Annotated in this window: 23 protein-coding genes and 1 pseudogene; 4 read left to right on the forward strand and 20 right to left on the reverse strand. The window is 34.3% G+C overall.

Annotated elements, in window-relative coordinates:
• Nucleotides 1-40: 40 nt before the first annotated feature.
• Nucleotides 41-151 (forward strand): annotated as a pseudogene (locus ORL93_RS31600) (transposase); the annotation flags it as partial.
• Complete coding sequence (locus ORL93_RS25295) at nt 105-641, forward strand: histidine kinase dimerization/phospho-acceptor domain-containing protein (RefSeq protein WP_255262468.1); 537 nt, start codon at nt 105-107, stop codon at nt 639-641. The pseudogene ORL93_RS31600 and the gene ORL93_RS25295, both read left to right, overlap by 47 nt.
• 75 nt (nt 642-716) lie before the next feature.
• On the opposite strand, the gene ORL93_RS25300 is transcribed toward ORL93_RS25295, so the two are convergent.
• From ORL93_RS25300 to ORL93_RS25330, 7 genes are all read right to left on the reverse strand, one after another.
• The gene (locus tag ORL93_RS25300; RefSeq protein ID WP_097793961.1) at nt 717-1,331 is read right to left on the reverse strand and encodes a hypothetical protein; all 615 of its coding nucleotides are present in this window, start codon (nt 1,329-1,331) and stop codon (nt 717-719) included.
• Nucleotides 1,321-1,872 carry a sigma-70 family RNA polymerase sigma factor gene (locus ORL93_RS25305; RefSeq protein ID WP_097793960.1) on the reverse strand — a complete coding sequence of 184 codons (552 nt, stop codon included), beginning with the start codon at nt 1,870-1,872 and terminating at the stop codon, nt 1,321-1,323. Before ORL93_RS25305 ends, ORL93_RS25300 begins: the two co-directional genes overlap by 11 nt.
• Nucleotides 1,873-1,979: 107 nt before the next feature.
• On the reverse strand, nt 1,980-3,425 hold the full coding sequence (locus ORL93_RS25310; RefSeq protein ID WP_097793959.1) for a DEAD/DEAH box helicase: 1,446 nt from the start codon (nt 3,423-3,425) through the stop codon (nt 1,980-1,982).
• 213 nt (nt 3,426-3,638) lie between these two features.
• Nucleotides 3,639-4,670 carry an acyltransferase gene (locus tag ORL93_RS25315; RefSeq protein WP_097793958.1) on the reverse strand — a complete coding sequence of 344 codons (1,032 nt, stop codon included), beginning with the start codon at nt 4,668-4,670 and terminating at the stop codon, nt 3,639-3,641.
• A 333-nt stretch (nt 4,671-5,003) separates the two neighbouring features.
• Nucleotides 5,004-6,281: a C4-dicarboxylate transporter DctP gene (gene dctP / locus ORL93_RS25320; RefSeq protein WP_170959224.1), complete on the reverse strand. Its 1,278-nt coding sequence runs from the start codon at nt 6,279-6,281 to the stop codon at nt 5,004-5,006.
• A gap of 126 nt (nt 6,282-6,407) precedes the next feature.
• Nucleotides 6,408-7,106, reverse strand: a complete 699-nt coding sequence (locus tag ORL93_RS25325) for a response regulator (RefSeq protein WP_033796615.1) — start codon at nt 7,104-7,106, stop codon at nt 6,408-6,410.
• Nucleotides 7,096-8,697: an ATP-binding protein gene (locus ORL93_RS25330; RefSeq protein ID WP_097793957.1), complete on the reverse strand. Its 1,602-nt coding sequence runs from the start codon at nt 8,695-8,697 to the stop codon at nt 7,096-7,098. The genes ORL93_RS25325 and ORL93_RS25330 overlap by 11 nt, the downstream gene beginning before the upstream one ends.
• 87 nt (nt 8,698-8,784) lie before the next feature.
• On the opposite strand from ORL93_RS25330, the gene ORL93_RS25335 reads away from it, so the two are divergent.
• Complete coding sequence (locus ORL93_RS25335; RefSeq protein WP_097793956.1) at nt 8,785-9,858, forward strand: DctP family TRAP transporter solute-binding subunit; 1,074 nt, start codon at nt 8,785-8,787, stop codon at nt 9,856-9,858.
• 298 nt (nt 9,859-10,156) lie between these two features.
• Nucleotides 10,157-11,140: a GMP reductase gene (gene guaC, locus ORL93_RS25340; RefSeq protein WP_003202530.1), complete on the forward strand. Its 984-nt coding sequence runs from the start codon at nt 10,157-10,159 to the stop codon at nt 11,138-11,140.
• A 96-nt stretch (nt 11,141-11,236) separates the two neighbouring features.
• On the opposite strand, the gene ORL93_RS25345 is transcribed toward guaC, so the two are convergent.
• The 13 genes from ORL93_RS25345 to walK all read right to left on the reverse strand — a co-directional run bounded on the left by ORL93_RS25345 (nt 11,237) and on the right by walK (nt 23,753).
• Nucleotides 11,237-12,115, reverse strand: a complete 879-nt coding sequence (locus tag ORL93_RS25345) for a radical SAM/SPASM domain-containing protein (protein ID WP_003202549.1) — start codon at nt 12,113-12,115, stop codon at nt 11,237-11,239.
• A gap of 324 nt (nt 12,116-12,439) precedes the next feature.
• A complete protein-coding gene (locus ORL93_RS25350) occupies nt 12,440-13,801 on the reverse strand; it encodes a sensor histidine kinase (protein WP_097793955.1) in 1,362 nt (453 codons plus the stop codon).
• Complete coding sequence (locus ORL93_RS25355) at nt 13,789-14,451, reverse strand: response regulator transcription factor (RefSeq protein WP_265959659.1); 663 nt, start codon at nt 14,449-14,451, stop codon at nt 13,789-13,791. The genes ORL93_RS25350 and ORL93_RS25355 overlap by 13 nt, the downstream gene beginning before the upstream one ends.
• 51 nt (nt 14,452-14,502) lie before the next feature.
• A complete protein-coding gene (locus ORL93_RS25360; protein WP_097793953.1) occupies nt 14,503-15,261 on the reverse strand; it encodes a lantibiotic immunity ABC transporter MutG family permease subunit in 759 nt (252 codons plus the stop codon).
• Between the two features lies 1 nt (nt 15,262).
• On the reverse strand, nt 15,263-16,015 hold the full coding sequence (locus ORL93_RS25365; RefSeq protein WP_097793952.1) for a lantibiotic immunity ABC transporter MutE/EpiE family permease subunit: 753 nt from the start codon (nt 16,013-16,015) through the stop codon (nt 15,263-15,265).
• Nucleotides 16,016-16,018: 3 nt separating this feature from the next.
• Nucleotides 16,019-16,723, reverse strand: coding sequence for a lantibiotic protection ABC transporter ATP-binding protein (locus ORL93_RS25370; protein WP_265959660.1), 705 nt, complete (start codon nt 16,721-16,723; stop codon nt 16,019-16,021).
• Nucleotides 16,724-16,940: 217 nt separating this feature from the next.
• The gene (rlmH, locus tag ORL93_RS25375) at nt 16,941-17,420 is read right to left on the reverse strand and encodes a 23S rRNA (pseudouridine(1915)-N(3))-methyltransferase RlmH (RefSeq protein ID WP_003209320.1); all 480 of its coding nucleotides are present in this window, start codon (nt 17,418-17,420) and stop codon (nt 16,941-16,943) included.
• Nucleotides 17,421-17,479: 59 nt separating this feature from the next.
• On the reverse strand, nt 17,480-17,665 hold the full coding sequence (locus ORL93_RS25380; protein ID WP_097794011.1) for a CxxH/CxxC protein: 186 nt from the start codon (nt 17,663-17,665) through the stop codon (nt 17,480-17,482).
• Nucleotides 17,666-17,720: 55 nt separating this feature from the next.
• The gene (locus ORL93_RS25385) at nt 17,721-18,905 is read right to left on the reverse strand and encodes a S1C family serine protease (protein ID WP_097793950.1); all 1,185 of its coding nucleotides are present in this window, start codon (nt 18,903-18,905) and stop codon (nt 17,721-17,723) included.
• 63 nt (nt 18,906-18,968) lie between these two features.
• Nucleotides 18,969-19,763, reverse strand: a complete 795-nt coding sequence (locus ORL93_RS25390) for an MBL fold metallo-hydrolase (protein WP_265959661.1) — start codon at nt 19,761-19,763, stop codon at nt 18,969-18,971.
• Nucleotides 19,764-19,769: 6 nt separating this feature from the next.
• Nucleotides 19,770-20,597, reverse strand: coding sequence for a two-component system regulatory protein YycI (locus tag ORL93_RS25395; RefSeq protein WP_018764832.1), 828 nt, complete (start codon nt 20,595-20,597; stop codon nt 19,770-19,772).
• Nucleotides 20,578-21,921 carry a YycH family regulatory protein gene (locus ORL93_RS25400; RefSeq protein WP_098160872.1) on the reverse strand — a complete coding sequence of 448 codons (1,344 nt, stop codon included), beginning with the start codon at nt 21,919-21,921 and terminating at the stop codon, nt 20,578-20,580. Before ORL93_RS25400 ends, ORL93_RS25395 begins: the two co-directional genes overlap by 20 nt.
• Entirely contained in the window at nt 21,918-23,753 is a 1,836-nt protein-coding gene (walK, locus tag ORL93_RS25405) for a cell wall metabolism sensor histidine kinase WalK (protein WP_097793948.1), read from the reverse strand. Before walK ends, ORL93_RS25400 begins: the two co-directional genes overlap by 4 nt.
• Nucleotides 23,754-23,756: the final 3 nt, after the last annotated feature.

A 23,756-nucleotide genomic window follows, 5' to 3' on the forward strand; every position in this document is an offset into this window, starting at 1 on the left:
AATTGTTAGACACAGTCTAACAATTGGAGGTGCACTTTTTATGGCTAAATTTTCTTCGAAAGAAAAAATACGAGCGGTGAGACGATATTTAGAGGGGACTGAAGGTGGAAAAACAATTGCTAAATCTATTGGTGTTCACTCCAGTATGCTCTATCATAGGATATATTCAGTTATTAGATTCAAGTGAACTAACAACATATAAAAAAGAACACTATTTGAAGATTATTAAAAATAAATCAACACGTTTACAGGCCTTAGTAAATGACTTCTTTGAACTGTCCGTTATTGATTCTGTTGATTATCAATTAAACCTTCATATGGTAAAAATAAATCACTTAGCATGGGAAACCTTAGTCGTTTTTTATGATCAATTTAGTGAAAAGAAAATGGAACCAAGTATTCATATACAAAACGAAGATATTCAAATCATTGCTGATGAATCTGCCGTTAAGCGTGTCATGGAAAATCTAATCTATAACACCCTTAATCATGCAAGTTGTAATATATCCATTACTCTACAAAAGCAAAAAGCATCTTACTATTTATCATTAGTAACGATGCTGAAAATGGGTGGTTCACTTCAAGCAAAATTAAAAGATGGGCAGCTTCATATGATATGCGAATGGAAAATTCAAAAATAAATACCAAATAACTTTTTCATATCCCTATTGATCAAAAAAGTACATCTTACACCAAAAGAATGTACTTTTTCCTTTTTAATGACCTCTTTTCGAATTAATCTCTCTATCAAGGTACTTAGCTATGATATCTCTATCTGAACTATTAATAATCATGTTAATTCTCCCTTGCAAATACCCATATAACATCCAGTTTGAGCATTCTCTTAGCTGCCCATACTTATCTTTCTTGGCTTTAAAACATAATATCGTATCGTTCTTTTTTATTTTGTAATAGTATTTAAAAATATCATCATAATCTATAATGTATGCTCTTTGAATTTGATAAAGTTCCTTTACTTCATAAATCATAACTTTATGTCTTGTTCCAAAAACCACAAATCGATTTCCTACATCCATAAGCGCTAATGGCATTACGGCATAGTCTGCTGAACACATAATTGCACCCAAATAGTAGCCACCTGTAGCTCTTGCTTGGAATTGTAATTCAATAAATTCATTTTCTTTTAACTCATTATTTGCCTTTACTTCTATCTCCTGAAAATTTTCTCTAGCAATTCGTTTTCTGATATCTTTTTTCTTCTTCTCCAAGCTTCCAACAAGGAGCTCCCCTATTGCTTCAAATCGAGATATTTCTTGTTCATCCCACTGCTCGAAAACAATTTGATCTATATTATAGCTTTCACAATTCATAATATCCCTCCATTATCCTTTTTAATTTCTCCTTTCCCCTTGATAATCTAGTATAAACTGAACCGGTACTCATATGTAGTTTCCTTGAAATATCCTCTATGCTTTCATCCACAATATACCTTCGATAAAAGATACTATGATCTACACCATCTAACTGACGAACTGCTGTCAAAACGAATTCTTTTTCCTCTTCTTTGAGCAATCCTTTTTCTACATCTTCATCATCTTGTAAAATAAGTTGTTCTATTGTTTGTTCAATTCTTTTTCTCTTCAACCTTCTTTTATAATCTAGTGCCTTAAACTTCGCAATAGAAATAATCCAGTTTTTAAGTTGTCCTTTTTCTATTTGAAAACTGTCTATTTTATACCAAAGTATGAGAAGAACATCGTTATAGCACTCTTCAATTTCTGCTCTTTCATGGTTCTCTCCAAGTACACTTCCGATTACTCCATAAATCAATTTACTATATTGAAGGATCAATTGATCCAATGCTTCCGTATTTTGTTTTTTTATTTCATCTACTAATTCCCTATCATTCATACCTTCTCCCCCTTCACTTATATATACGAATATAACAAGTTTATTCTTACATAATTTCCTTATTTTTCACAAAAAAACTACCCACCTGTTAGAGTGGGTAGTTCCTTTTACTTAATAGCCTCATGAACCTTTAACTGCTTACCTTTTATTGTTGTGTTTTTCATTACTTTTAAAACAAGCGGGCCTTTTCTGTTTAATATATCAACATAAGAAACATTATCTTGTATCGTAATAATTCCTATATCATCCGCTGTGACACCTGGGATTTTAGCAATTGTACCAACGAAATCTACCGCTCGAATCTTCTTTTTCTTCCCACCGTTAAAGTACAACTTCATAATATCTTTATTTAATCCTGCACTTTTCTCTTTTTTCATAATTGGTTTCGCATTTATTTTATCTTCAAAGGCTGCCTTTCCCTTTGCAAGCTCCTCTTTTGACGGAGCTTCTATTTTTTGAATTTCAAAACCGATATACTCTTCAATTTCTACCAAGAATCTCTCTTCATACGGCGTTACGAATGTAATTGCTTTTCCACTATTACCAGCGCGCCCTGTTCTTCCTGTCCGGTGTACATAACTTTCTTTTTCTAATGGAATGTCATAGTTAATGACATGGGTAATATTTTCAATATCAATTCCTCGCGCTGCTACATCTGTAGCGACTAAATAACGAAATTTTCCTCTTTTAAAGTCATTCATTACTGCAAAACGATCTTCTTGTATCATACCACCATGAATTTTATCACAAGGATAGCCAGAACGTTTTAACTGTCTGAACACATGGTCTACATTTTCTTGTGTGCGACAGAAGATGATACAGCTATCTGGATTTTCAAGAGTTGTTATATCTTGAAGAAGTGAAAATTTCTCTTCTTCTCTCACTTCTAACAGGATATGTTCAATTTTATCTGTCGTAATCCCAGAAGCTTTAATCTCGATATGGGTCGGTGATTTCATATATGTATGAGATAAATTTTCAACGTCTTCTGGTAGTGTCGCAGAAAATAGCATTGTCATTCGATCTGTAGGTAATTCATCAATAATTGCTTCTACTTGATCGATAAATCCCATATTTAACATTTCATCTGCCTCATCAATCACCAAATATTTCAGACGCTCTAAAGAAAAAGTTCCTTTTTCAATATGATCTAACACACGCCCAGGGGTTCCAACTACAATATGTGTCTTTTGCTTTAATTCTAATTTTTGTCGTGCAAATGGTGATTTTCCATAAACGGCAGTCGCTTTAATCCGTTTAAATCTTCCTATATTCGTAATATCTTCTTTTACCTGCACAGCAAGTTCCCTCGTTGGCGTAAGAATTAAGGCTTGGGGCTTATTTTCTTCCCATTCGATCATTTCGCAAAGCGGGATACCAAAAGAAGCTGTCTTCCCGCTTCCGGTTTGTGATTTCACGACAAGGTCTTTCTTTTCTAGTGCAACTGGAATTACTTTTCCTTGTACTTCTGTTGGCTGTTCATATTTTAAACTAGTAAGTGCCCTTACAATTTCCTTACTCAATGCATATTCTTTAAAACTTTTTTCGCTCATATACTAACCTCATTTTGTTATGTATTTTAACTTATTTATATATTTATCCGTAATATAAATCCTATGCGCCATTGCCTACATTTCATTATATTGAAATCATTGCCCGAATCGAAGTCTATGTTCATCATTTGATAAAAAAACAAAAAGCAGACTTACTATTAAGCCTGCTAATTTAGCAACGATACTCATATAAAGCTTACAAAGGAGATATCATTACGGAACTAGTTTTTTTACCACTGGAATTCGTTGTAATACTAACGTTATTAACATACTAAGACCAATCGTAATCATTACATTAATAGGTATTGCTAATATTGCATGTGCATGTTCATTTACTTTAGGGAAAACTTTATATAAAAAATTATTTAATAGGAAAAAGTGAAGAATATAAATCCCAAGACTTGCTTGATTTATACCACGTAACAGAAATGGCAGCTTTCCTTCTGAATTTTGAAAAGCATATCGGAAGAATACAAATAATCCAATTGCCATAAGTAAAACATTTGGCGCAAAATATCCATACCAAAACTGGTCCAACTGCCCATTTGCTTGTACTGTATAGTAATAAGTAATGAAGAATGTACCAATAAACCCTAAACAGCCTCCAATATAAGAGATATTTCTCCATTTCTTCGTAATTTCGTAATGAGATAAATAATAACCAAGTAGAAAATAACCCACATAATTTGTGACAAAATATAGCTCTATATTGAAATTAATAGGGTAATAGTACTGCATCAAATTTAAAATAACTGACGCATACAACCATAAAATTAAAAAATATTGTATATAACTTTTTTTAGCGTTTTTAACAAATACCTTTAATAACGGTGCGATTAAATAAATTCCCACAATCATATATAGGAACCATAAGTGACCACCAATTTGATTTGTTAAAAAGTACTTTATCCCTTGTTTTAAAGAAGCAGGGAAATACCCCATATAAGCACCATACAAGTAAAATAAGGCACTCCAACCTACAAATGGAATAATTACCTTACTTGCTCGTTTCTGTAAGAATTCTAAAATTGAACTTTCCTTGTTCCCTCGTAATAATAAAGCACCGCTAATCATAACGAAAATAGGAACGCTAGCACGTGATAACGATTCGTAAAAGTTACCAGCCATCCAATTGGAAAGCTTATTTGGATCCAAAGTGGATACGGAACCAGCAGCAACGTGAATTGTAACAACTGCAATTGTTGCTAATACTCGTAACCAATCCATATAAACCAAACGATTCACATTTATAACCTCCATTACCTTATAATGATTCAAACCAAAAATGAAGGTTATCCCGAAAAGTCACAACCTTCTCCCTAATCTGTTCAACTCTAACATTATTCACTTAATAAAATAAACACTAATCTTCTTGTAATTCTAAAAAATCCTACTAAATTATAACATATTCTATTATTTCCTAGTAAAAATAACCTGTGAAAAAGGGGTTCCCACAAATTGAAAAAGCAGACTTAGGATAAAGTCTGCTTTTCTATTTCTTACTGCCCGGAAAAGCCCGATTGGTTCAACTAATAATCAGTGGGGGATGAAGAAACCCCCACTGATTAAAATTTCACTTTATACGGCTTCTGTTCTCTCATTTAATACTTTCATATTAGAGATTGCCTCTGCATGCCTCATTTCATCAAATTCATTTTCACTCTTTGCAACAACGATTGTAGCAATTCCATTTCCAATTAAGTTTACAATTGCTCTTCCCTCACTCATAAAGCGATCAACACCGAGAAGTAATGCTAATCCTTCTAAAGGAATAACCTTTAGTGCCGCTAACGTAGAAGCTAACACGATAAATCCGCTTCCTGTTACACCAGCAGCTCCTTTAGACGTTAACATAAGTACTAAAATAATAGTAATTTGCTGTCCGATTGTTAAATCGACACCAAATACTTGTGCTAAAAAGACAACTGCCATGGATAAATAAATGGATGTACCATCAAGGTTAAAAGAATAGCCCGTCGGAATAACAAGGCCAACAACAGATTTTGAACAGCCATATCGCTCCATCTTATTCATCATTCTCGGAAGTACGGATTCCGAAGAACTTGTTCCTAATACGATTAGTATTTCATCTCGAATAAACTTCAAATAATTCCATAAGCTAAACCCATATATCTTACAAATAATATTTAAGACAACAAATACGAATAGGAACATCGTTATATATACTGACATCATCAATTTTCCAAGTGGTACAAGTGAAGCAAGCCCAAAATGACCGATTGTATATGCCATAGCACCAAATGCCCCAAGCGGCGCTGCCTTCATTACATAACCAATAATTTTAAAGAATACGTGTGAAAGTTTGTCTAAGAAATCAATCACCGAATTTCCTTTTTCTCCAAGAGCAGCTAGCCCAACCCCAAATAAAATAGAAAAGAATAATACTTGTAAAATATCACCCTTTGCAAACGCATCAACCATATTAGAAGGAACAATATGAGTAACAAAATCAATCCAATTAATACCCTGTCCTCCGCCTTGTGTATATTTAGATACGTCTCCTTTTGCAAGTTCATTAAAGTTAAGACCTGAACCCGGCTTCATAACATTTACAACGATCAATCCAACAATAAGTGCAAATGTTGTCACAACCTCAAAATAAATAAAAGCCTTTCCGCCGACCTTACCAACCTTCTTCATATCTCCCATTTTGGCAATACCAAGTACAATTGTTAAGAAAATAATTGGTGCAATTACCATTTTTACAGCATTAATAAACGTATCGCCTATCGGCTTCATTTCCTTCCCAACATTTGGCCACATAAGCCCAACTAATACACCGAGTGCAATAGCCGTTAATACTTGAAAAGTTAAATTTTTGAACAGTCGTTTCACCTTCACTTCTCCTCCCACTGTTTCATCTTTGAAAACTTTACTACCCCTATGTTTTACATAATGATAGCGTTTTCAATTAAAAGTGAGAAGTTTATGGTCATAACGAATATTTTGGTCATTTTGGTCTTACTTTTTTACTTCACGATACACATAGCGATTAATTGGTCTTCCAACCCCTCCATATTGAACTGCTAAATGAATCAACCCCTTTTTTTCTAAATAATCTAAGTATCGCCGCGCGGTAACTCTGGCTATCCCAATTGCACTGGCTACCTCTTCTGCAGAACGAGGTTCATCTTGTTTTTTTACATACTCTTCAATTTCATTCAATGTAAATTCATTTAATCCCTTTGGCAAATTGTTTGCTGTTTTTTTAGAACGCCCAGAATATAATAATAAATCAAGCTGTTCCTGTGAAATCGCTCCGGATTCCTTCAGACTCATTCTATATTGTCGATATTTTTCTAAAGCTTGCTGAATTCGGTATAACTTAAATGGCTTGATAATATAATCCATCGCTCCGTTTTGAAGCATGAGTTTAATTGTTTCCCTATCTTTTGCAGCAGAAACAACGATTACATCTGCTTCTAACTCTTGTTTTCTAAATTCCTGTAATACCTTAATACCGTCCTTTTTCGGCATAAAAATATCTAAAATAACGAGATCTGGATTCATTTTTTGGACAAGGTTAATCCCCTCCTCTCCATTGTTAGCGACGGCTACTACTTGAAATCCCTTTACACTTCTAATGAACTCTTTATTTACTTCTTGAACCATCGGATCGTCCTCAACCAATAGTACTTTGATGTCCTCTTTATATTTCATACAATTCCGCCTCCATCTCCATTGGAAAAGTAATGATAAAAGAAGTTCCTTCACCTTGAAAAGATGAAACACTAATTTCCCCTCTCCCCTTTTCAACAATTTGCTTTACTAGAAAAAGTCCATAACCTGTTCCACTCATTTTATTCACAGTAAATCCTTTCTCATACACTCTTGGTAAATGCTCCTCTTTTATGCCGCATCCATTATCCTCAATCAATATTGCCCATACATCTTCTGACTGCTCAATACTAATATCAATTCTTTTATTTTCTACCTCAGTTTGCTCAAATGATCCAAACGCATTTTCGATTAAGTTACCTAGTAATACAACGAAATCATGTTGATCCAGTTGATAAGGAAACGCTTCTAAATAACTATTTTGGTCAATTATAACCTGTATCCCTAATTCCTTGCCCCGGCTTACTTTGCTCAAGAGGAGACCTGCAATAGCATCATTTTTAATCGTCTCATTTAAAAAGTTTGTTACACTCCCCTGCTCTTCTGAAGTATGAAAAGCAAGTTGTAATGCTTTATCAGCTTTACCTAGTTGAATTAAACCTGCTATTGTATGAAGTTTGTTCATATGCTCGTGGCTTTGTACTCGAAGTGCCTCTACAAATGTTTTCACTCCTGTTAATTCCTCTGCGAGCTTTGTAACCTCTGTACGATCTTGAAAGATTGCCACAGCTCCAATTAATTCATTATCTTTCTTGATGGGTATACGATTACTTAAAATTACCTTTCCGCTTACTTTTATCTCTTCATTGTATACTGGCTGATTCCTCTCCACGATTTCTGGAAGTCTTGTATCCTTTAATACTGTACGAATAGGCTTTCCTACAACATTTCCATCTACATGAAAAACCTGCTTTGCTTTCTCATTAAAAATTGTAATAACTTCTTGGTTATCAATTGCAATCACACCCTCATTAATCGAATGAAAGGTTGCTGTCCTTTCTTCTAACATCCTTTTAATTTCATATGGCTCTAACTGAAACATCTGTTTTTTAATATGGTTGGCAAGCATTAATGAGCCTATTAATCCGAATATTAAAGTTAATATAACAATAAAAGAAATCTCTTCTGCTAGCCCCAGCATAATCTCCCAAAAATTCGGGACTTTATTTCCAACAACAACAACACCAATTTGATTTAAGTTTTGATCTTTAATAGGCATAAAGGCACGAATTACAGTACCTATCTCTCCTTTTGCTTTTGAAAAGTAAATATGTTCCGCAAATGCCGGTTCTTCATCCGTCCCTTTTGACGGCCTTCCAATCATTTCTTTCACAGGGTGAGAATATCGAATTCGCTCCATATTCATTACTACAATATAGTCTGTTTCATTAATCACCCGAATATTTTCAATAACAGGATTCAATGTAAACCATCCCGTTTTTTCTTGAAGTGATTTCTTTACATCTGACAGTTCTGCTACCGTCCGAGCTGTATTCATAGATCTAATTCTTACTTCTTTTTCTTCTTTTTGTTGAATATTTGCAATGATAACAATTCCACCTATCAGTAATGAAAAAATAACTACCGCATAGGATAAAATCGTAATTTTCCAGCGGATGGGCAATTGTTTCACTGTTTGTTCCCCTTTCCCCTAAAAGCATCTTTACGAATAAAAATCTTCTCGGTATGCTTACATTAACAACCCAAGAGGAGGTTTAAAATGAAAAAAATAGTTGCTTTTATACTCCTTTTTATTGTTTTAATTACTAGTGCTTTATTTATAGGTTTTCAAAGTCTTTTTTCTCAAGGTGAGCTTGCTTATGACGATGACCAAGCAGGCTTGAAAAAACAAATTGTTTTCAAATTTAGTCATGTTGTAGCAGAAAATACACCTAAAGGGCTTGCTGCTAGTAAATTTGCTGAGCTTGTTAAAGAGAAATCAAACGGAACTATAAAAATAGAAATTTTTCCAAACGGGAGCCTCTATTCTGATATAGAAGAAATCCGTGCTTTAAAAGCTGGGCAAGTTCATTTTATTGCTCCCTCTACCTCAAAGCTCGGAATGCTATCTCACGAATGGGGTGTATTAGACCTTCCATTTGCTTTTCCAAATTATGAAGCTATTCAAGAAGGCTTGAACGGAAAAATTGGAGAACAATTACTTCAGTCCTTACAAAAAGACAACATTAAAGGGCTTGCCCATTGGTCAAATGGCTTTAAGCAAATCACTTCAAATAAGGGGCCTATTTATACACCTGCAGATATAAAAGGACAATCCTTTCGCATTATGCAAAGTGATGTTATTCAATCCCAATTTGATTTATTAAAAGTTCATGCACATCAAGATTCATTTAATTCCACATATAAATTAATTGAAACAGGGAAAGTTGATGGTGAAGAAAATACTATTTCAAATATATACTCTAAAAAATTTTATAACGTTCAAAACTATTTGACAATTAGTAATCATGGGTATTTAGGCTATGTTGTAATGATGGATCAAAAAACATGGAATCAACAAACGGAAAAAACGAAGCAAATATTACTTGAAGCAATGAAAGAAACGACTGAATGGAACAATCGTCAGTCCATCCGAATGAATGAAGAACAACTTGAGCTTATTAAACAAAGTTCACCGATTCAAATTCACGAATTGACGGCTTCACAAAAAAAAGAGTGGGAGAAAGCATTATCTCCTATATACGAAGATCTTGCTCCTACAATTGGAGAGCAATTGGTAAATGATTTAAAAGAATTGAAAAAGAAGTATCAATTTCTTGAAGACAATAAATAACAAAGAAGCAGGGTATTTTAGCACCCTGCTTCTCTGTTATTTTACTATGATATTCCGAAATATTATTTCACTATTATCGATTAAATTTTTACAATATACTTTTCCAAAAAAACGAACAATATAGATATGTACAAACTATTTAATTCGGTATTACTCATTATTCCTTTGAATTCCGTCCCTATATTTTCTAAATATCAACTAAAAGCTTTGACTTAACGAAAAAAATGATGTACATTATCTTTTGGACGAACATTTTTTTAAATTGAAAATAAAATATTCGTATTTAGGGGTGTAATTCATGGAAAAAGTATTCGACTATGAAGATATTCAATTAATTCCGGCAAAATGTATAGTAAATAGCCGTTCTGAATGTGATACAAGTGTAACTTTAGGAAAACATACATTTAAATTACCTGTCGTACCTGCAAATATGCAAACCATTATAGATGAAAAAATTGCTGTATATTTAGCGGAAAATAAATATTTCTATATAATGCATCGTTTTGAGCCAGAAAAGCGTATCTCTTTCATTAAAGATATGCACTCTCGTGGCTTAATCGCATCTATTAGTGTTGGTGTGAAAGAAGAAGAATATGAATTTGTACAACAATTAGCTGCTGAACAGCTTTCTCCTGAATATATTACGATAGATATCGCACATGGGCATTCCAATGCGGTGATAAAAATGATTCAACACATTAAAACACATTTACCTGAGAGCTTTGTTATCGCAGGAAATGTAGGAACTCCAGAAGCAGTAAGAGAGTTAGAAAATGCTGGTGCTGATGCAACAAAAGTAGGTATCGGACCTGGTAAAGTATGTATCACAAAAATTAAAACAGGCTTTGGAACTGGCGGCTGGCAATTAGCTGCACTTCGTTGGTGTGCAAAAGCTGCAAGTAAACCAATTATTGCTGACGGCGGTATTCGTACTCACGGTGATGTAGCTAAATCCATTAAATTTGGTGCAACTATGGTTATGATTGGTTCATTGTTTGCCGGACATGAAGAATCTCCAGGGGAAACAATTGAAAAAGATGGGAAACTCTACAAAGAATACTTTGGTTCAGCTTCAGAATTCCAAAAAGGTGAAAAGAAAAACGTAGAAGGCAAAAAGATGTTTGTCGAGCACAAAGGATCTTTAGAAGATACATTGATCGAAATGGAACAAGATCTTCAGTCCTCTATTTCTTATGCTGGTGGAACGAAATTAGATGCAATTCGTACTGTAGATTATGTTGTCGTGAAAAACTCAATCTTTAATGGTGATAAAGTATATTAAGCTTTATTTACCCTTTAAATACAGTAAGTATTGATTATTATATAAAAAATGAGCAAGGTACTTTATTTCGTACTTGCTCATTTTTTTATTATCTCTCTATTTTCCAAACCTCTTACGATATCCACATTTTCTACATAGTTCCTCTACTGCCACTCTTCGTGAAAATCCATCTACAAGATTTTGGGCTCTATCCCTTTCGATAATATCAGAAAATGAAGCATCATTAATATTTCCAAGGTTGATAATTCCCTCACCATCTAAACAACAAGGGATAACAGTCCCGTTTGCTAAAATACCTGCTTGATTTCGAAGACCATGACAGAAGCCTTTCCCATCGTCCTCTTCTTCATGCAATGCCGGCCACTGAAATTCGTAATCTTGGTTAATGAAGATGCGATCCGCAATCTTCACGCCACTTCCTGGTGTAATCTTCTCTTCAATTTTATATGGTAAATCAAATTCTTTCTCAATAATTTCTAATAAATTTCTGTTTCGCTGTATTTCAAGATTTGTCTTATTGTCTTGCGTAAGATTCCATAGCCTCAGCGAAACAATTAATTCCGATTGACTCGTTGCTTCTTTAATAAAGGAAAGTATGCTTCTTACATACCCTTCTTTATCTTCAGATCCTGGATGACCATCAAAACTATGAAGTGAAAAATTCATCTGTCTTAGTGCAGGTTTATTTAATAATTTATGCCTCTTTTTATTAATTAACGTTCCGTTGGTTGTAATATTAACCTTAAACCCTTTTTCATGACTTAAGTCTAACAATTGATCTATTTTAGGATGGAGCAACGGCTCACCTTTTACATGTAAATAAATGTAGTCCGTGTGAGGTTTAATTTGGTCTAATCTCTTAGAAAAATCCTCCACAGAAAGAAATTGCTTCTGTCGTTCTGTTGGCGGACAAAAGCTACATGCAAGATTACATACACTAGTAATCTCTAAATAAAACTTCTTAAACTTTTTCAACCTCAATTCCCCACTTCTTTAACTACTTAGAACAAAATGAAATATTGTTCTATCAATATTACAGCATAATTTTTTATAAATAGAAACATACTTATTCAAGGAAACTAATTTTACCATTTTCTCTGTTTGGAAAAATGCAATTGTATGTTGTTCATTACTTATCCTGCTACAATCTAAACAAGGATTCCTCCACTTATTATGACCCATTACGGTTTAGACAGTATGTAAAAGACCATCAGGAAGTTTTCTCCAATGGTCTTCTCATGTTAGTAAACTAATAAGTAGGTATAATATTGTCAAATTTTCAATCAAAGGTGTTCTCCATTACATCAATACTTCCAAAATAACTTTTGCACCACACAGCTTTTCTGAATTACTTAAGTAAATATTTCCACCATGCTGCTTTACAAAGCTTTTGGCAATATATAGTCCGATACCATAATGATTTTTTGAATTTCTACTCTTATCTCCTCTATAAAACTGCTCTGTAGCTGAATTCATTTCTTCTTTTGTAAATCCTCTTCCTGAATCCTCGACAATAAATCGGACCTTACTATTAATCGTTTCAATTGAAAAAATCAAGTCACCATTTGCTGGAGAATATTCAATTGCATTCATCATCACATTCATAATTGCTCTTTTCAAAGCAGCTTCATCACCATGAATAAAATGCGGTATTTCTTTAACCTCTTTGATTAGGTTTAACTGTTTATCCAAAGCACAAATTGCACTTTCTTCTATAAGATTATCAATAAAGTTTTGGAGTTCTATTTGCTTAAATTGAAGTGAAGTAACTTCCTCACTTTTCGTAATGTCGAGTAGAGACTTCATATACATTTCCATTTCAGCAACACTTTTCAAAATATGTTGATTATATTTATCCTGCTCCGAATCCAACGCTAATTCATCTAACAGCTCGGCATTCCCTCTTAGTATCGTTAATGGGGTTTGTATGTCATGTGCTAACGCAGCAATCTGTTCTCTTCGATTCGTTTCCATCTCCCACTGTTGACGTAAGGAATCGTTCAGTTCATCTTTCATTTTTACTAAGGAATCTAATATTTCATTCACTTCTATTATTCTAGATTGCTCTACTTGAAAATCTAAATCTTCCTTTTGAATTTTATCGGTTATCTTTTTCAAAATCAGCATTTCCTTTGACAATGATTTGCCAAAAGAACGAGATAGAAATAACACTTCCGCAACAAATAATAAGATAAAAGAGATAATCAAAGAAATGTCCGGGATTGGTAAATACTTCTGCAACAAAGGATTTTTATAACTCGTATGCAAAGTATATAAAACGACACAAATATCTTTATTTCGTTTTATAACTGTATAGTAGTATCCTCCGCCACCTATTTCGTTGTTCTGTACGTTATCCCATATTTGCCTCGCATCATTTTTATGAAGATTCCCTTGAATGATGTTTCCTGAAAAGTCATACACAACATATTTATATTGTTTTAAAATCCGATCATTGCCCTGTTCTGCTTTTACTATGGCATCTCTTTGCGATTCAATCTGTTTCTCATAATAATTTGCCGGAAGAATCACACCTTTGTTAAGTCCAATACTGAACAAGCTAAGATGAAAAATGACTAAAGCAATTGTCCCTATTGAAAATGCGAAAATATACCGTATAAAAATTTTGCGAAGATTTATTTGTTTTTTCACCTTTTCCATTTATATCCGATTCCCCACACTGTTTCTATTGGATTCATACCATACTTGGATAATTTAGAGCGAATATTTTTAATATGTTCCACAATGACTTGATTATCGCTGTCACCATCATACCCAAAAACATTTTCGTAAATTTTTTCTCTTGAAAATACTTGGCCGTGATTGAGAGCTAAATACTCACAAATTCCGTACTCACTTTTCGTAAATGGAATAACTGTGTCGTCAAACCTTACTTCTTTACACGATAGATTAAATGTAATACCTGATAGAAAAAAGGCATTTTGCTTTTCCCTATGTTCACGTCTTACATGTGCCGACACTCTTGCACGCAGTTCGCCGATTCCAAAAGGTTTTGTAATATAGTCATCTCCGCCAAGGTTAAGACCTGTAATCAGATCCTTTTCCATTGTTTTGGCAGTTAGAAACACAATGGGACTATCCACCAAGTTTCGGATCTCCTTACAGAGTGTAAATCCATCTATTTCCGGCATCATGACATCTAATAGAATTAAATCATAATGACAAAACTTGTTCTTTGAAATTGTAAGAGGATTACGAACGGCAGTTACCTCATGTCCTTCTTTTTCTAAAGCACTTTTTATAATATAAAGAATGCCTTCTTCATCATCAATTGCTAATATTTTTGCCATACAGATCCCCTCCTCCAACTTCCATTATAATGCTGTTTTTACAAAATGTGTTTACATTTCTTTGCGCCCTTCATAAAAGGAAAACCAGATAAGTGACACAATAAACGCAATAATCGTTAAGCAAATACACATAACCGCTCCTATTTGAGTATCTACTTGTAAAGCATGAAACGAATCTGGCTTCAATCTGTATGCAAAAAAGTTATTGCTCAATCTCATCCCCCACGCACACGGAATGTATTTCCAAATAACCTCCCCTAACCCGGTAAGCATTAAAGCTGCCAGCAAGCTTTCTGTAATGCCAATTCCAATGGAAGCACCTTTACTAAAGCGAAAGCTCAGGAACAGATGGAATAGATATATAAAGATTTGACATCCAAAAAGGACGAAGGAAATCTCAAAATAGAAAGACAGTGGTAGTTCATTCTGTCCTAGCAGAAAATGAATACCTGCTGCAAATCCAAATACTGCTAATATAGTAGAACAGAATCCGCATATTAACAGAAAAAAGACTTTACTAATAAATGCTTTCCGCTTTCCATATTCCGTTGCTAAAAGCTCCTTAAAGTTCCCTGCCAATGCTTCCTGTTCCACAACAGAAGAACATACAATACTAATTAACAAAGGAAAAGATATCGATAATACTTGTATATAGCCTGAAATCTTATTCATAGAATCAACTTTTGAAAAGGAGCAATAACTTAAAAACAGAACAATCCCAATGATCGGCATCACTATATGTACCCAGTAAAAAATCGTACTCTTCATCTTAAGAAAATCAGCTCTTAATACCCTTGGTAAAACTCCCATTTTAGTTTGCCTCCTGCTTTTCAAACCATTTTGTTGTCATATAAGTGAACAAAAGGAACAGCACTACTGAAATGACCACACCTGGCAGTATAACAGAATAGGAAAGAAGTTCTGGCGTGAACGTTACACTCTCTGGTTTTGCATACAAACCATTCGGTAGTATTTTTACAATAGGAATCATGAGTCTGCTTGGATATGTAAATGGATTAATCAGCCACATACTCTTTGTTGCAAATAGAATTCCTAAAAATACATTTGCTCCCATATTTAATAGAATCGTCGGAAATATACCTATCTTGTTACCTAAAAACAAGCATATGGGAATTTGCCACATAAAAGTAACGATCAAAACAATACTTCCTAATAATACATTCATCGCAGGAATGATTCGGAAATTCTCTTTATTTATTAGTAAACTAGATAACTGTATGCCACAGAAAAAAATCATGCAGGAACAGATCAAAATTCCTAAAATCAGTAATACTTTAGAAATCCATACTTGTTTTAATGAAACGGGTAAAGATAAGATAGCCCGATTATTCATTTTTTTATCCTTCTCCGCAAGAAGTACACAACTTAAGGAAAGCATTCCTGGAAGAATGAAAATGTACCACCAGTTGTAACTAGTTATTTGAAAATAATCCCCCGATATTAAAAGAGCCATCAACATTGGAGTTAATGGAGCTAGCCATATAAGTTTATTCAAAAAAGTATGTCTAATTTTTATTTTTTCAGAAGCAAGATATTGAATCATTCCTTATGCCTCCCTTTTATATTTTCTCGACACTTGTACAAATAAGTTTTCCAAGTTGTCGTTCTTATTCAATTGCCCTTGATACCCCAATACACCGTTCGATATAATCCCAACATAATCTGCAACCTGACTTACCTCGCTTAAAATGTGACTGGATAAAATAACAGTCATTCCTTTGCTAGGGAAAGAAAGAATCAATTCTCTTAATTCCTGTATGCCAAAAGGATCAAGTCCATTCATTGGTTCGTCTAATATTAAAAGCTTCGGATCATTAAGCAATGCAATGGCAATTCCTAATCGTTGCTTCATTCCCATCGAAAACTTCCCTGCCTTTTTCTTACCTGTATTCTCTAGTTCCACAACACGCAATACCTCATCAATCCTTGACTTTGGCAATCCTAAAGCAGTCGTACGAACCTGCAAATTCTCTCTTGCTGTTAAATTTTCATAAAGCGGAGGGGATTCAATTAAAGCTCCAATAGAATGTAAATCATGCCGCGTCCATTTATGACCATCAAAATAAATCTCACCAGAAGTAGGCATAAGCATGCCCGTTATCATTTTCAAAGTAGTCGATTTCCCTGCCCCATTCGCACCTAGCAATCCGTATATTGAATGTTTCGGTACAGAAAGTGAAATATCTTGTACCACCCTTTGTTTTTGAAATGTTTTGCAAAGATTCTTTGTTTCTAAAATCATCTCACTCATTCTAAACTTCCTCCTTGTATTTGGTGAGTTTAGAATAAATGACAATTATAAGGATTCTATAAGGAAAATAAAAAAACATAGCTATCTATAGCTATGTCAATTATGGTACTTCTATAGTATTGGTGAAACAAATCTAATCCTTTGTTTTCAATTCGAGGGGACTCCTCATGTACTAAATTTGGTTAGATTGTTCATTTTGCAAATCTCAAAACCTCATTTACTTGTGATAAGGTTCACCACGATTAATCCGAAAAGCCCGATACACTTGCTCTAAAAGTACCAGTCTCATCAGCTGATGCGGCAATGTCATTTTCGAGAATGAAAGTGATTCGTTAGAGCGCTTCATCACTTCCGAGCTAAGCCCGAGTGATCCCCCAATGATAAATGCCACTTTACTTTTCCCATATGTAGCAAGACGATCAAGATTCGCTGCAAATTCTTCTGATGACTTTTGTTTTCCTTCGATTGCTAATGCAATAACATGTGTATCATCTGAAATTTTATCTAGTATTCGTATTCCTTCTTTTTCTTTTACAATTAACATTTCTGCTTCACTTAAATTTTCCGGTGCTTTTTCATCCGGCAATTCAATAACTTCTACTTTTGCATACGCAGATAGTCGTTTTAAGTATTCTGCAATACCTTGTTTTAAATATTTTTCTTTTAATTTTCCGATTGAAATAATCGAGATATTCACACGTATTCCCCACCTTACAAACACGTTATCCACAAAACTTATCCACATATCCACAAGTATTACCCACATATTGTGTGAGAATCTATGTTCGATACAACATATGTCGCCTTATTTTGACAAAATTCACATGTTTTTTGTTCTTTTTCCGAGTTATCCACACTGTTGATAACTGGCGCTACTTCACACTCATCCACAATGATATCCAACGCTAATTCTACATGTTCTAAACAACAAGGTAACTTCATATTTTTCACCTCACTTTTTCACAATAGAAAACAGGAGGGCTGTCCTCCTGTTTTCTTAATAATTTTGACTGCCTAATTTCACCGTTGTTGTTGCTCGTTTTGTACCACGATAAAATGTCAGAGTCATTTTATCGTCAATTTTTTTATTATATAATATCGTTCGGAATCCAATAATATCATGTATTGGTTTTCCATCAACAGCTATAATTACATCATGTTCCCTAAGTCCTGCATCTGCACCGGGCGATGGACTTTTCACATCTAAAATGCAGACACCATCTATTACATTTCCTGGTAAATGCAGCGTTTTAGACCAGTAATAATTCGGAATTTCATTTAGAGATCTCAGTTCAATTCCAACATAAGGACGTTTTACTTTCCCATACTTTTCAAGTTCATTCATAACAGGAACTGCTCTCGAAACAGGGATGGCAAGCCCAATTCCTTCTACTTCTTTTGCTGCAATTTTCATCGAATTAATTCCAACAAGTTGTCCTGCTACATTTACAAGTGCACCGCCACTATTCCCTGGGTTAATAGCTGCATCTGTTTGCAATACTTCTACTTGCCAATCATAATGCCCATCTTGATCTAAGTCTACAGGAACAATTCTCTCATTTGCAGAAATAATTCCTTGTGTAACAGTTCCTGAAAATTGTAATCCAAGTGGGTTCCCAATTGCAATGACTGCTTCACCTCGACGCACTGTATTAGAATCACCAATTTCAATTACTTTCTTAACTGGCTTTGCATCTATTTCTAGAACAGCTAAATCTGTAACTACATCGCTACCTAATATTTTACCAGGAACCTTTTTTCCATCACTTAAGCTCACCTCAATACGATTCGCTCCTGAAACAACATGATGGTTTGTTACGATATAAGCATGACCATTTGTTTTCTTATAAATGACGCCTGATCCTGTTCCAGCTTCTGAATCTGCTTCTGAAAAATTATCACGTTGAATGTTTATTACACCAACAACGGCTTCCGATGCACGATCAACAGCATCTACAAAACCAGAATGATTCGCTGTTTGTGATTGCTTTACTACCATATTCTCTTCACTTGCCTCAGCTTGCTGCAATGGGCCAGTTTCAGATTGAGAAAATAAAGGAGCTCCAAATGCAAACAATGAAGCCCCTACGATTGTTCCTGCTATGCTAGAAATAACGATACCTTTGTGCTTCTTTTTACCTGTTCGTTTCATACGAAATTTCTCTTCATCAATAAAGGACATACTTGTTCACCAATCCTCCCGAAAACAACTATATTCCCCTTTATTGTTTACTAAAATCAAGAATTATACGTATTGAATTTTCGTTGGTGCCTTTGGATCCGTATCATGTACCTCAAACGCTTCCCCAACTGCAAAACCTTTTTCCTCTAGCACCTGTGCAACAGACATATGTGCTAGTTCTTTCATATTATTATCTAAGCTCAAATGCGCTAAATAAATGTGTTTCGTCTCATCTGTAATAACATCAGCCATTGCAAGTGCTGCATCTTCATTAGAAACATGACCCACATCGCTTAAAATGCGTCGTTTTATACTCCATGGATAACGTCCCATACGAAGCATTTCAACATCGTGATTACTTTCAAACACAAATGCGTTTGCTCCTTTAATGATACCTTTCATACGATCACTTACATAACCTGTATCTGTAATAAGGGCCAATTTTCTACCATTATGATGAAATACATAAAACATTGGCTCTGCCGCATCATGAGAAACGCCAAATGATTCCACTTCAATATCTCCAAATGTTTTCACATCGCCAATTGAGAAAACAAATTTTTGATCAGTTGGAATGTTACCAATTAAATGTTCCATAGCGCTCCACGTTTTTTCATTTGCATACACAGGTAACTGATATTTACGTGCTAAAACGCCGAGACCTTTAATATGATCACTATGCTCATGTGTGACAAGAATACCTGATATATCTTGGATATCCAATTCAGCTTGCTGAAATAGGGCTTCTGTCGCTTTTCCACTCAAGCCTGCATCAATGAGCAATTTTTGTTTCTCGGTCCCTACATATAGCGCATTTCCTGTACTGCCGCTTGCAAGTACACTAAAATGCAAACTCATTTCTGCTCACTCCATTATTTTTTCTTTTTCATTTTCCTTTTCTTTCCCTAACTTAATAACTTGTCCCTCAATGGCATTCACAAAATAATCTACTTTTCGATCTGTTTTTAAATTCCATGTCGGAGCAAGCACTTGTATATTAGAAGCAGAAGATGCTACAAGAGTTGCATATCCAATCTGTGCTTCTTTAAAATGTGTATTTTGTTTTATTTTTATTTCAGTCTTAAAGTATAAATTTTCTAAAGCTGTTTGAGCGGTAATAATCTCTTGCTCTTTTGCTTTTTCATTCTCACCCATCTCTTTTAAATCGGTTAACATTGTTTGTGTATACGAAATAAATTCACCTTTCTCATTTACATCCACAACAATCATCCCATGATCATTATAAAAGATAGGTTTATCTTTATACTTTTGAAAGAAATAGATTTTCGTTGCTTCTGCTTTACCAAACTCATATTTCTGACCATCTAGCACATAGTTTTTCAAGAACTCACTATATTTATCTTTAGAAAGTGTTTTTGCATTTAACAATGGTTCCTTTAATTTACTTTCAATTGTGTTTAAATCTCGTAAAGTAACTGTTTGATTTTTTAAAGAACGTATATCTTCTTCTTTAAATTCCTTATTTTTCGCTGTAATAAAGGAATCTTTCTTTGGTTCTTTTGGTAAATCACCAATGGTAATTTTATCATCTTTTAACTGCTGATCAACCTTTGTTTCTGCCATGAGCTCTAATTGGTTACTATCTTGTTTTTGAATGAATTGAAAAACGAGAAAGAGGTCTAAAATAAAAAAGGTAACAATAAATATTGTTTTAATCCGATTCCAGTCCAATTAGCTCTCCCTCCTTCTCTTCACTCCACTCATATGCGTGATGATCTTCACCATAAATTACGTACCAAATTGGCTTTAACTTTATATTTGTAATTTGTCCGTTTTGCTCAACTTCCGGTACTAATTTATAACCTATTCCAATGTTTTGAATCAAATTTTTAGCTATCTTCGAATTTTTTTCTAGGGATTGGATAACCGTCCGACCAGTTGGAAGCGTTGTTTCTCCATCTTTATCAATTGACCACCATTTAAATAATGGGCGTCTATAACTAATTAATTCTTCTGATCCCCATACTTGCCTTAATTCGGTCATTCCTTCTCGGTTAAATACTGGCAAATCTTCTTCATACAAACGGAATTTGGTTGTCCCTTTAGTCCCTTTAGAATTTATATAGTCAAATCGATAAGCATCAGTTAATCCACTATGACTATTAACAAATTCAAAACTCCGCTGCATAAGAGAGGTACCATTCATAGGTGCACCACCAGATACAGATGAATTTGTATACTCTAACATTCGATTCTGTTTGTTTATTCGCATAAGACGAATGCCATCTGTATATGTATCCTCTATTTCGTTAGAAAAAGGTTGCACATAACGCGGATCACTAAATAGTGCATTTTTAAATGATTCTACTTCCATGACTCGCGCAAAATATATTAAATTCTGCATTTCTGTTGAACCATCTGGTAAAAATATATTTTTCGTATCATTTATTTCATACGCAAAATACGGTCTTGCTAAAGCTAAAAATTGATTTTGTGCATTTATAATGTCCCTTAGATTCACACCTGTTAATGTCATTTTATACACTTTACGAGTACTATAAGAAACGAAATTCACATCAATATTTTGATCACGACTTTTAGAAGGATCAACAACAATACGATCAAAACTCAACATATCCAATTTCTTATCTTTAATTGTTAATACGCTCCTAATCGCATCAAACGGAACCTCTGTCGGAAAGACAATTTCAATCTTGCCTTCCCCGTGCACATAAGAGAGGAAATCACCTTTAGATATAGAGTTTGTAATATCCTTAAAATCGTGCAATTCCCCTTTTTGAATAAAAGTATATAATAAATTAATATTACTTTTCTTTTCACTTACAAAATGATTGTTATCCTTATGAACAATCATAGAAGATGGGACAATTACATTTGAAACATCTTGTTTCGGTGCTGTTGCGTTATCTGGAACAAATTTTGTGCTCTGCAATGAATTAGAATCAGGTACATAAGTCCATAAATTAAAAGTAAGAAACAGACTAATGACAACTAAGTTAATAAGGACAATGGTTTTAAAGTTTTCCATATTCATTCCCAATCGTCCTCTTCTTCCTTCACCATTGGAAGGGTGAAATAAATGGTTGTCCCTTTTCCTTCCTCACTTTTTGCCCAAATAGATCCACCATGCGCCTCAATCATTTCCTTAGCAATGGCTAAACCTAAGCCTGTTCCACCCATCTGTCTTGAACGCGCCTTATCTACACGATAAAAACGTTCGAAAATCTTCTCTACATTTTCTTTTGGAATACCCATTCCCTGGTCACTCACACTAATTTCTAACATATCCTCTCGATCGCGCAGGCGATATGTTACTGTTCCACCTTCAGGAGAGTACTTTAACGCATTTGAAATGATATTGTATAAAACCTGTGTAATTTTATCAGCATCCATATCAATGAATCGAGATTTCTTAGAGAATGAACGCTTGAAAATTACATTTTGTTCCTTCGACATTTCAAAACGATCGATAACATTGTTAAAGAAATCCGTAAAATCTACCCATTCTTTCATTAAACGATGTTCTGTACTATCTAATTTAGATAATTGTAACAAGGCATTCACAAGTCGAATCATTCTTTCCGTTTCTTCTTGTGTAACTGTTAAAAATTGCGGTGCAATATTCGGATCTTGCCATGCACCATCACTAAGTGCCTCTAAATAACTACGCATCGTTGTTAACGGCGTCCGTAGTTCATGTGATACATTTGCTACAAACTCACGGCGCTCACGGTCAATTCGCTCTTGTTCTGTTACATCATACAACACAGCGATTAAACCATTTGCTTTACCTGTTTCCTTTTGAATAACAGAAAAACTAGCTCTCAAGATATACGGTTCATTTCGCGTACTGAAATCTAATAAAACAGAATCTGGTTCTTCATATAGATGATCGAGTGTAAATTCCTCTTGAATGCCTAGCACTTCTAAAACAGACTGATCTAATGCCGTTTCACGTGAAACGTTTAACATCTTTTCTGCCGGATCATTTAATAAAATAATGTCCCCTTTTCGATCAGTAGCAATTACACCATCTGTCATATGAGATAACACAGACGAAAGCTTACGTCTTTCACTTTCAGTCGAAGAACGCGCTTGTTGTAATTTTTTTGATAAATTATTAAACGCTAGTGCTAATTGACCAATTTCATCATGACTGTGTACTTTTACCTTACGGGAGTAATTTCCCTTTGCCATTTCAATTGCTTGCCTTCGCATATCTGAAATTGGTCTTGTAATTGTTTGAGCTAATAAAATTCCTAGAACTGCTGTTACTAATAAAGCAATCACTGTCCCCGTTGCAAAAATTTGATTGATATCCTTCATCTGCTTATAAACATCTTCCATCGAAGCAACGATGTGAATGACACCAATTATTTTCCCCTTCTCTCCTTCAATTGGGGTAGCCATAACTTGAACACGGTGACCGGTTTTTCCATCTTTCTCAATCTTTCCTTCAGCCTTTTTTTGTACAATAGCCCTTTGCACTGTTATGTCTGTTATTGTTTTCCCTACCATACCTTGCTTAGATGAATTAGATATTGCTAGTAGACGCCTGTTTGGGTCAATCACACGTACTTCTTGAATATCCTTTTTCCGGTCTGATGCGAAGTCAGTAATTGATGTTTTAAGTGCATCTTCTAAAGGGGGATCTGTTTTTTCACGCTCTTTTGCAAACTCTTGCTTCAAATTATAAGACAGTAAATTCGTTTGTTGTGTTAATGAATCCCTAAAACTTTGTACGAGACTTTTCTCCAGTTCACGAACAAAATATACACCAATAACCTGCATTGCTATCAAAATTAATAGCATATAGATGAGCACAAACTTTAAATGAATCGATTGAAAAAAACCAACTTTCTTCATATA

The organism is Bacillus sp. DHT2 (assembly GCF_026241455.1).
GTDB lineage: Bacteria > Bacillota > Bacilli > Bacillales > Bacillaceae_G > Bacillus_A > Bacillus_A pseudomycoides.